This is a genomic window from Aeromonas sp. QDB23 (assembly GCF_027707745.1).
GTDB lineage: Bacteria > Pseudomonadota > Gammaproteobacteria > Enterobacterales > Aeromonadaceae > Aeromonas > Aeromonas allosaccharophila.
In genome coordinates this window covers 1-9844 of the sequence record NZ_JAPCJA010000085.1, presented here as the reverse complement: position 1 = coordinate 9844, position 9844 = coordinate 1, and the positions used below count along the sequence as shown (strand labels likewise).

Sequence of the window (9844 nt, the reverse complement as noted above, 5' to 3'; positions counted from 1 at the left end):
TTCTCTCGATTTCATTCAATACCCCCGATTGTCTCATCGTAACAATCGGGACTGTCTGTGAAAATCAGGATACCTCAGTTGTCAGGTCCTGCATCGAGAAAACCGACTACCCGTTCCCGGAGGAGTTGGTGCTGTCAACACCGTCCCGGTGAACGGTTACATGGTTCACTTTGCACCAGCCACAGCAGATTAATCCAGTCGCTGATCTGAGCTTCGCGCAGTAACGCTTGTAACTGTGCATCGCTTAAATGGGCGAACAAAAAAGCGGCGCGCCACGGGGTTTGCTCGCCGGGCGCGTGGTTCTCTAACTCTTGGTGTAGCTCAGCGTCAGTGAATGGCTGCCAGACTAATGGTGCAAGCGGGTACTCCCTTTCGCGCGCCTGCTCTGCCTCTTCCAAAGCCGCTTGCCATTCAAAACCGAGTGACGCGAGCATGATGTCGCGCAGATAATCACGTGGCCTGCCCTCGCTCAGTGCCAGCATACCATCGCTAAACAACAGCAGCGCCAGTTGTTCAAGCGCCGAAAAAGGCTGATTCAACAACCCTCTCTGGCATACTTGCGCCACTGCGCTGGCATCATGCCCCCACAGCAAAAGTTCGATCACTTTGTCACAATAACTTTGTGCAGCTTGGCTCAAAACCGGTTCGACAAAGGGTTGATGCGCCACTTCCAGTACTAACCAACCTTGGCGAGCCACTAAATCGCGATAGTGCAGTACCTGCTGCACAATAGGCAGCAGCGAAGCCCTTTGCGCTTGGTTTAACGCCTGAATATTTCTGTGTATCGCTTCACTTAGCGAGAGTTGGCTCATGCGCTTTTCACTCCCTTCATTTACTGCTACTCAGCTTGCGGTGAACAAAACGCCGCGTAATCGGCAATGCGTGCGCTTAATCGCTGGGCAGCGCCTAAATGCACACAATAAGGCAAGTGCTCATCAGGCCGTTGGCCTTTGAAGGTTTGCCCAGCATGGGCGCGCGCTGCAAAGTACCACGCGGCTAAGTAATCATCGGGGTTCCAGTTCATCATCTGTCCTACTTGCTTACACTTACCTCAGCATGCCACCTTTAACCTTGCCTTTATCACCACACTTTCGGCACAAACTGGCAGCGCAGTTGGCCGCGTAGCCAGTTATCTTGCTGGATGGTTTGGCGCAAACCGCGGTGGTAGTCGTTAAAGGTGCCGAGCATCAGCACGCACTCTTGGCGGCGGCTGTTTTCATGGCGGCACAGGCTGAGGGTTTGGCCATCAAACTGCGCGTAGAGGGTGAAACCATAACGGCCATCTGCGGTGCTTTGTTTCACCGCTTGCGCCGGTTGCTTCGCCAAGAGATCGAGCGCCAAGGGCTCGCTCTCGCGCCATTTTTTATTAAAGTACAGCTCGCTATTTTGCAGCACACATTGCACGCGCTCGCCATATTTGGCGTTTTCACGCGCCAGCTCCAACTGCGCTTGCTGCTCTTTCAGCGCTTGCTCGCGTGCTTGTTGCTCTGCCAAACGGCGCGCTTCACGTTGCCTATCCAACTCGGCTTGTTTTAGCTGCGCGTCATACTGCTGCTCGGGGGTTAGTGCCAGCCATTGGGCTTCGCTCATGCCCAATGGGTAACTGGCGCACGCCGTCAGCAGCAAAGCGCACACCACACTGCTCAAATAGGGTTTGAGTGGGTTTAAGTTAGGTTTCATTACATTTCTCCCCTATTTCGATGCCATCAACAAAAATGGTGCGGTGTGCAAACGCCAAAAACCAATTACTGTCCGGCTCGTACCAAACGGACGTGGTGGTAGCTGCTCTCACTGTTGACGTAGACGAGACCACTGATGAAGCCGACGTACCACGCGAGGCCACTACTGCCGGCACTGGGCGAAGACGACCAATAAGCATAATCCGGCGTGTTAGGAAAAGCCCTGATGTTGATGGTCGGCCGTTGGTAGTTGTCACCAAGGCATACGCCATTGGTATCTATCACATACTTACCATTGGGGCGCGCTGAAGGCTTACGCCCTTTTGAGCAGTAGACTAAAGAATCCAGCTCTTCAACTGTGGGTAAACGCCAAGCCGTTGCCGTTGAGACCGCAATTTGGTGTGTTAGCTTGGTTGCGTCATGCCATGTATATTCATCCGCCTCACCGTTGCAGGTTTTGCCATCCCAGCGTTGACCTAGGCTACAGCGCATCCAAGTGAGGTTGGTCGCTTTGTCGTAGACAGTGGCACCAGCGTTAACCTCATACACTGACGTACTCTTATCAAGCACCAGCCGAACATAATTACCCGAGAGTGGTTTTTGATAAATTGTTAAGCCCGATTCAAATCCAACTATTCCTATTTTTTCACTCTCCACACTATTAACCGATGACGTCCAATAATCGGAGTTAACTTTCGGCGTATTGGGGAAAGCTGTTAAATCGATACGAGGTTGTGAATATTCTTCAAAGCAAGATTGTTGGGCGACATATTTTCCACTTGGAAGTGCCTTGTACTCATAACCTTTAGAGCAAAATATTAACGTTTCTAATTCATCTACCGTTGGCAGTCGCCAAAAGGGTTTTCCCACTTCTCTGGTACCAGTCACGATACCATTTGCGCTATTAATGACGGAAATTAAATCATCACTATTGAATTCTGTAGCCGTACCACTACATGTTTGACCGTCCCAGTTTTGGCCAACACTACAGCGCGCCCAAGTTAAGTTAGTGCGTTTATCGCTCACAGTCCCATCGTTATTGTCAATATATTCAGCCTGCCCAATAGAGCGAACCAAACGGATATATCCAGCAGCCTTTTTATGGTAATTGAAGAGTAATCCTTCCGTGAACATGACAAACCAAGCCGTATCATCATATTTTTTTGTGGAAGACCAAAACACGCCCGTTGCAGCACTCCCAGGGAACACTAGCTGGTTTATCGCTGGTATATTGCAACTCGAACGTTGAAGGTCTCGTGGATCACTCGTTCCTCTGGTGCGTAACGTGGCCAACTCTTCATGGGTAGGTAGTCGCCAATCACGACCTAAAGATGCGTATTTTTTTATAGCATCATTCCAACTAATCCCTAACGGGACACCTGTACAAGCACTGCCATTCCAGTTCAACCCTTCCGGACAGCGTTTCCACTCAAGCCCTGTTTCGTTATCAAGCACGATATCGTTTTTAATGGTGTAACGACTATCAGGTGCCCAGTTTTCTTTACTACAGTTATTAGCCTGCGCAAAAGAGATACTGGTGCAAAACACAGTGACTAGCCATAACGCTTGTTTTATTTTCATCTAATTAACTCCAATCGATTTAGGGCTATCATCATGGTTATCTTTACGATAGCTTCTAAGTACCAATTTCATCTGTCTTTTTTCAACACGTTGTATCACTAAAGGGAACTAACTCCATATTGTTATGCGATTCATTCAAATGTCCTGGCTTATCCCTGCTTAATGTGATCCTGTTTAAAAAAATCCCATGCGGCGTTTTTTGCCGGTGGGGTGCTGCTCTAAATAACGGGCTAGTTCATCAAATACGCCGCTGTGATTGGCGTATTCCACGACCTGCTTGGCCGATTCAAACCACTCTAGAGTGCTTGGCTGACGCTGGCGAATGTGCTCGCTGAGATCGACCATGGTGATGGTGCTGTCTTGTCCGGTGCGCAGAATTTGCTCTATCACTTGCTCACTCACGGCATCGACCCAGCCTTTGAGATCCGCACCGGAATGCCCCTCACTCAGCTCAGCAAGCTGGCGGTAGTCGAGCGGTTCAATCGGTAAATCAGCGAGTAAACGTTGCAAAATATCTTGCCGCGCTTTGGCATCTGGCGGGCTTACAAATAAGGTGAGATCAAAACGCCCCGGGCGACGAAAGGCGGAATCCACATCCCACGGTGCGTTGGTTGCGCCAATCACCAATAGGTTTTCATTGTCGCTTTCTACGCCATCCAACTCTGCCAGAAAGTGGTTGATGGTGGTGGTCAGTGAGGTGTGGCGCAGCAGTTCGCGCTTGCGGCCGAGGGCATCAATTTCATCAATAAAAATCACTGCCGGTTTGTGGGCGCGTGCCGTCGCAAACAGGGCTTGGATGTTTTTTTCACTGTTGCCAAGGTACATATCCAAAATATCGTCGATGCTGACGTTGAAAAACGCGGCGTGACACTCACCCGCGATGGCACGAGCAAAGTAGGTTTTTCCGCAGCCCGGCGGCCCGTAAAGCAGCAAACCTCCGCCTGCGGATTTGTTAAAACGTTTAAACAGCGCAGGGTTTTTAAAGGGCTCGATAATTTTCATTCTTGCTTGCTGTTTTAGCTCATCCAAACCGCCAACGTGTGAAAAATCAACGAAATATTTGCTACTCAGCGGGCTAAAGTGGCGCGCTGTCGGGGGCGAGTTGTCCGCGGGTAGCGGCTCAGCTTGTTCATTCATCGGGGGTTTCCTTGGTATTCGTCAATCCGTGCCAACCTTTGGCCTTCCACACTTTCCAGTTGGCTCTGCAAACCTGCCAACGTTAGCTTGGTGAGTGGGCGGAGAGTTTATGTTGCAACCAAGCCAGTAAACGACTTAGCCAATAAGCGTTCAGCGTTAATACTGCGGCAATCCCGCCACTGATTAAGAAAGTGATGAGATCCCACTCTTGCGGCGGAAAAACCTGCGTTAACATCAGCAGCATAAGGCCAAGCGCGGGGAGCTTCTCATCCCAGCTAAACACCCAAACGGTAAGAGCAAAACTGGCTAACAGCAACCCTACCCTGATCCCACCCATGAGATCTTCACTGGTTAAATTCGGCCATAGGTGGGTCGTGATGCCGAGCAGCGCCAATACGGCATACGCTAGCCCCGATTGGATCTGTCGACGCACCTGTTGATTGAGTTGCTTTGCCACTTCGCGGTTGAGGGGATCAAAGCGTAAAATTTTCTGCAACAGGCGCTGCTTTTGCCAAGGGGAGCTACTGTATTGCGCCAGCAACTCCAGCGCGAAGGCATCTTGTGGCTGGTGCTGTAGATGCTCACGCAAGAGGGTTTTGGCTAAATCAGGGCGCAAACAGAGCGAGCCATACAACTGCGCAAGATGCAGCCGCGCTTCGCGATGCCAAGGGTCGAGCGACAGCGCTTCAAGCAAATGGAACTGCGCTTTGCTAATCTGCTGCTGATGGAGCATCACCTGCGCAAGATTATCGTGGTTGTCGGCATCGTGATACGCCAACGATAACGCGCGTTGAGCACACTGCTCTGCTTGTGTTAGCCGATTAAGACGCAGCGCGATTTGGGTTTTAATGAGCCAGAAAAAACTGTGTGAATGGCATTGGCTTTGCAGCCGCTGCGCCGCTTGATCTGCCTCATCAAAGGCTTGTTGGCTATAGAGTGCCAACAAATGGTAAAGCGCTGCCGCCACATCGGTATGATCACTGGCGAGTTGGCGCTGCGTTTCATCAAGCAGTTGTTGGTAGCGGTTAAGTTGATACAAAAGCTCCAAGCGATCAATATGCTCCATCACCCATTCCCTCGGCTTGGATTCACCAGTTCAATGCAGCCTTGGCAGCGATAGTGCATGCAGGCAAGGCTCAGCAGGTACGGCACAATAAAATAGTCAGGATTGATTGGAATGGCCGCTACCATTGTGGCGATCCCCACCCCTTGCACTGCCCACAACTTACGCGGCGGGTAGTAGTGCTTCCACATCGCCCATGCCCCATTTAACCCAAATAGCAGTATTAGCAACACCAACCAATACAGGGGCAAGGCAAACTGTTTGAGCCAAATGGTCATAAAAGTGAGGTGGCAAAGTACCAGCAACAAATGCCACAGCAGCGTGCGTAAGGTTAAGCTCATCACTAACCGAAGTTGTGCCAGCGAATCGGACTGCGTGCGTAACCGGGTAAAGAGTGTGCGAGGTAACATCATGGCTGCCATCCCTGCTGTGCGTACAACTGCCACACGGTTAGGCAAGGTGCTTTACCTTGATAACAGCGCAAACGATGATGATTTTTGCCTGAAATGGCACTCAACTGAGGCTCTAGCGCAGCCTGTTGCCGCAAGTACTGTACGCTACGCTGCATGATGGCTTTATCGTCAGGGTAGTAATCAATATCGTCGATTTGTTGCAACCGCGTTTCGGCGTACGCCAAGGCCTCGGTTTTATCTAAACCAAACAGTGTGATAAAGCCCAAATACTCATCGATATGCGCGATGATGTTCTCTTGCCATATGCGGGCATCGAGCAGTTCAAATCGGATCACCTGCGGCCACACCTTGGCGGCACTTTGCACATCACCGCGCGCCAGGTATTGATCGATTTGGTGCTCTAACAGCAGAGCAAAAAAGTCATCAATAACAATGCCTTTGCCGCTGCCATTGTCGGTAAGGTAGATCGGCACAGCCGTGAGGGAGTCATCATTCTTTACCCGCTTCGCCCATTGCAAGCAGTGCTGTTGGCTTGGCCAATCTGCCCACGGCCACCAAGGCTGGCTCGCTTTTAGCTGATGATCCAACTGCTGAAACTGTTCAAGCTGTTTTGCCATACGTTTTTTCAGCCAAGCACTAAAGGTGATGCTTTGCTCAGCAGTACTGCTTTGCAATAGCGTTTGCAACTCGCCACGTAAAAAAGGCCGATCCTGCTTAAAACGAAAGCGTTCGTTCAGCAGTGCAAGGCGGTTTTGTAGATAAGCCTGCTGTGAAAACTCGTTTTGATTTTGCAGCACTTCTTGCAATAGCTGATTATCGTAAGCGAGATAAGGCAAGGGCCAATCGTCATCACCTTGGCACTGTGCCAGCGCATACTGTTTCTGCGCCCGAGGGATTAGGCGAGCGTACTCGCCCTCTTCAAGGTTTAAGTAATAAGGCACAGGCATAGGAGATAGAGGGTCGCTGTCCGTTGCTACACCAAGCTCTAGCATGCTCAGCGCGTAAACCACAGCACCGAGTAACCCTATACCCAGCAACACTAACCCAAGCCTTTTTGTTTGCTTCAATTGCTGCATCCGTGCCTACTCTTATTTTTATACCCTAAAATACGCCATTATTTTCCTACTTATAGACCATTAGTCTTTGTGGTAATAGCCTGTAATAACCATTAATACAGCAGCCATTTAACGTATCTTTCACCCAAATATCAATGCAGATATATCATTAATCAATTAGAACATTTAATATCAAAAATAAAACCATACCTAATAATGACATTATGATAGGAGGTAAAATGAGATTACGGGGCTGACGAGACATAAACCGAAGAACGATGTAGGATGGAAAAGCTATTAACAATGCAGCAACCGGACTAAAAACGACAAAATGTGCAACAGCATAAACGAACATAAAAAAACCATCACTAGCACCACCAAAGGAACTCTGATAGAACTCAAAAAATACACTCCAAACAGACTGGAAAAATTCAGTATTGTAGTTGACAAACGACATCAAAATCACACAAAAAATAATGTAAAAAAGCGCAATTAAAAGTAAAGAACATTGTTTAAAAGTTTTCAAAAAATCCTGTTTAGCTGTTTGATTCATATATTTACACCTCTATTTTTAGACTAATTTTTTCGTATTTGACATTACACACTGAAACACTTCTGTAACTTAAATGGCCCATAAATCGATCGCTACCCTTTCGAAAGAGTTGCCAGTAGATAGGTTTCAGCCAGCATTGTGGGGAACTATTACTCACCAGCATCACTGGGGGCAAAACTTCTCCTTGCTCCGCCCCGCAGCCAAAACCCAATTACTGTCCGGCTCGCACCAAACGGACGCGGAGGCCGCCGTTGCCCTTACTGTCGTAGTTGACGTAACCACCTTCGAAGTTGACGTCCCACGCGTTGCTACTATTGAAGGCATAGTGCGAAGACGACCAATACCATCCTAATGGCGTATTGGGAAATTGTTGGCTATTAATCGCTGGGCCATAGCAGCGGTATTCAACAATCGAGGCGAGCTCATTTTTATTCGGCAAACGCCAATCACTGTGCCCAGCAAAGGTATTTTGCTGCGCTTGCTGCAAAGCCTGCCACCAGTTAAAGGTACTGGCCGCGCCGCTACAGCTAGCGTCATCCCAGCTTTGACCAAGGCTGCATCGCTGCCAGATAAGCCCGGTTGTATGGTGGGTAACCGTACCATCACCGTTATCCGTAAAATCCGCGCTTGGCGTGCTGGCGGTGATAGCCGCATTTTCGATACCAGCACATAAGCTGCTAGCTTGGGCATTGGCCGCCAACAGTAGCCCCCATACCGCAATAGCTAGTTGCCAGTGATTATTGGTTGTCAACATAATGTTTATCCTTTTATCGCGAAACGTTTCACCGCGGCGGGCAAGCGCCTGCCCGCTGAATTGAAAATGATGCGCAGTACCCGATAGGCAACTGAGCAAGTTTTCGAATCACCTCTGCTTATTTACCAATAAACCATCACTGCCCGACTCGTACCAAACGGACGCGGCTGTAGTTGAGTTTACTTTCATAAGTGACTTCACCATGGCTGAAGAATACGCCCCACGCGTGGCCACTACCGCTGGCATTGGGCGAAGACGACCAATACACATTATGTAGCGGTGTATGTGGGAAATAGCTTTGGTCTATCGCGGGTAATGTGCGCCCATTATGAACAATGCTGAGTAACTCAGTCACCGACGGCATGCGCCAATCGCTGGCGCCGCACAAACCTTCGACATTCACAGCATTCACAAAGGCTGCGGTATCGCACGAGCTACCTTGGCAAGAGCCGCCATTTTGCGTACCAGCATAACCACCATTATTGCTGTTATCGGGGTTATACCAAGTGTAAGTATGGTTAGCGTCTCGCAGGCCGCCGCTGCCAGCGGGTTGTTTGACTTCCCAAATCAGGCCAGTCACGTTATCACGCACACAGCTCCATTCGCTCGCGCTTTGTGGTAGCGGGTTGCCGCCGTTATCCAGCTTGGTAAAATCAAAGCCTGCCGCACCACCACCGATTTTTTGCAACTGGCCTTTACGAGCAAGCGCATCGCGGCCATGGTCGCCATCTTGCCCCTCATAGCCTTGTACTGGGCAATCTAAGTTGTTTTGGCTGACATCAGCGCACCAATCGATGCCGGTGTCGTTGAGCGGTTGGGTGGCGGCAAAGGCGGTCATTTCACCACTGGGGGCACTTTCACCGCTAGGATGCACAGCGGTAACTACCAAATGCCATACATGCGGGGTTAAGTTACTGATGCGAATCGGTGGCTGCACATTTTGCAACCAAGTGCCATCGATATTACTGGCGTAACTATCGGGTTCGATGCCCGGTTCCCGCGCGTAATACACATGGTAACTGGTGGCGCCTTCGACCGCGGGCCAATCGAGTAAAAAGCTGCTGGGGCCTTTAATAAGCCGAATATCCTTGACTGTAGATAATGTGTCTGCCTCATCTTGGTCACCACTTGACTCACTATCCCCTACTACACTGGTATTGCTTCCACTCGTCTCTACACTGTTTTCACCACAACCACTCAATAAAAAGAGAAGTAGTGAACTCAAAATGAAGAGAAAAAAGCCTTTATCTAATTTAACCACTTTATTTTCCTTTTAATTTTCCATACCGGAGTTTCGCTTTGAGCGGATAAATTAAAGGGCGAATACCGTAGCAACAACCCACTTGGCGTAAGAGTGCAAGAAATTGGCGTATAACTACGAGTTAGTCGTACTTTTATTATTTCAGGTGTAGTTGTAGTGGTCAACTAAATCCGGACACTTGGTTAGGCCGATCCTCGGCTTTTGCTGGCGGCATCCCGTCATTGTGTTGATGTGGACGCCGCCAGTTGTAGTGATCCATCAGGTAATAACTGATCATGTACAGAACCTTAAGCGGCAAGCGAATTAATAATACCGTCTAACGTGTTGTTTTGCTTGGATTTTCTCTGC

General features: G+C 49.3%; 10 protein-coding genes. All 10 read right to left on the bottom strand.

Going from position 1 to position 9844, the window contains the following annotated elements; translation table 11 throughout:
- Positions 1–134 precede the first annotated feature (134 nt).
- Positions 135–812: a hypothetical protein gene (locus PG888_RS21665; RefSeq protein ID WP_270694346.1), complete on the bottom strand. Its 678-nt coding sequence runs from the start codon at positions 810–812 to the stop codon at positions 135–137.
- A gap of 268 nt (positions 813–1080) precedes the next feature.
- Positions 1081–1680 carry a hypothetical protein gene (locus tag PG888_RS21660; RefSeq protein WP_270694345.1) on the bottom strand — a complete coding sequence of 200 codons (600 nt, stop codon included), beginning with the start codon at positions 1678–1680 and terminating at the stop codon, positions 1081–1083.
- A 65-nt stretch (positions 1681–1745) separates the two neighbouring features.
- The gene (locus PG888_RS21655; protein ID WP_270694344.1) at positions 1746–3260 is read right to left on the bottom strand and encodes an Lcl C-terminal domain-containing protein; all 1515 of its coding nucleotides are present in this window, start codon (positions 3258–3260) and stop codon (positions 1746–1748) included.
- A 174-nt stretch (positions 3261–3434) separates the two neighbouring features.
- Positions 3435–4397, bottom strand: coding sequence for an ATP-binding protein (locus tag PG888_RS21650; RefSeq protein WP_270694343.1), 963 nt, complete (start codon positions 4395–4397; stop codon positions 3435–3437).
- Between the two features lie 82 nt (positions 4398–4479).
- On the bottom strand, positions 4480–5463 hold the full coding sequence (locus tag PG888_RS21645) for a hypothetical protein (protein ID WP_270694342.1): 984 nt from the start codon (positions 5461–5463) through the stop codon (positions 4480–4482).
- Positions 5463–5873, bottom strand: coding sequence for a hypothetical protein (locus tag PG888_RS21640; protein WP_270694341.1), 411 nt, complete (start codon positions 5871–5873; stop codon positions 5463–5465). The genes PG888_RS21645 and PG888_RS21640 overlap by 1 nt, the downstream gene beginning before the upstream one ends.
- Positions 5870–6949 carry a hypothetical protein gene (locus tag PG888_RS21635; protein WP_270694340.1) on the bottom strand — a complete coding sequence of 360 codons (1080 nt, stop codon included), beginning with the start codon at positions 6947–6949 and terminating at the stop codon, positions 5870–5872. Before PG888_RS21635 ends, PG888_RS21640 begins: the two co-directional genes overlap by 4 nt.
- 148 nt (positions 6950–7097) lie before the next feature.
- On the bottom strand, positions 7098–7481 hold the full coding sequence (locus PG888_RS21630; RefSeq protein ID WP_270694339.1) for a hypothetical protein: 384 nt from the start codon (positions 7479–7481) through the stop codon (positions 7098–7100).
- 211 nt (positions 7482–7692) lie between these two features.
- Positions 7693–8235: an Lcl C-terminal domain-containing protein gene (locus PG888_RS21625; protein WP_270694338.1), complete on the bottom strand. Its 543-nt coding sequence runs from the start codon at positions 8233–8235 to the stop codon at positions 7693–7695.
- 136 nt (positions 8236–8371) lie between these two features.
- The gene (locus PG888_RS21620; RefSeq protein ID WP_270694337.1) at positions 8372–9496 is read right to left on the bottom strand and encodes an Lcl C-terminal domain-containing protein; all 1125 of its coding nucleotides are present in this window, start codon (positions 9494–9496) and stop codon (positions 8372–8374) included.
- Positions 9497–9844 lie beyond the last annotated feature (348 nt).

What these genes read in the sequence shown, in the direction of transcription:
- PG888_RS21665 (WP_270694346.1), bottom strand. Translation starts at nt 812, where the DNA reads ATGAGCCAACTCTCGCTAAGTGAAGCGATACACAGAAATATTCAGGCG.
- PG888_RS21660 (WP_270694345.1), bottom strand. Translation starts at nt 1,680, where the DNA reads ATGAAACCTAACTTAAACCCACTCAAACCCTATTTGAGCAGTGTGGTG.
- PG888_RS21655 (WP_270694344.1), bottom strand. Translation starts at nt 3,260, where the DNA reads ATGAAAATAAAACAAGCGTTATGGCTAGTCACTGTGTTTTGCACCAGT.
- PG888_RS21650 (WP_270694343.1), bottom strand. Translation starts at nt 4,397, where the DNA reads ATGAATGAACAAGCTGAGCCGCTACCCGCGGACAACTCGCCCCCGACA.
- PG888_RS21645 (WP_270694342.1), bottom strand. Translation starts at nt 5,463, where the DNA reads ATGGAGCATATTGATCGCTTGGAGCTTTTGTATCAACTTAACCGCTAC.
- PG888_RS21640 (WP_270694341.1), bottom strand. Translation starts at nt 5,873, where the DNA reads ATGATGTTACCTCGCACACTCTTTACCCGGTTACGCACGCAGTCCGAT.
- PG888_RS21635 (WP_270694340.1), bottom strand. Translation starts at nt 6,949, where the DNA reads ATGCAGCAATTGAAGCAAACAAAAAGGCTTGGGTTAGTGTTGCTGGGT.
- PG888_RS21630 (WP_270694339.1), bottom strand. Translation starts at nt 7,481, where the DNA reads ATGAATCAAACAGCTAAACAGGATTTTTTGAAAACTTTTAAACAATGT.
- PG888_RS21625 (WP_270694338.1), bottom strand. Translation starts at nt 8,235, where the DNA reads ATGTTGACAACCAATAATCACTGGCAACTAGCTATTGCGGTATGGGGG.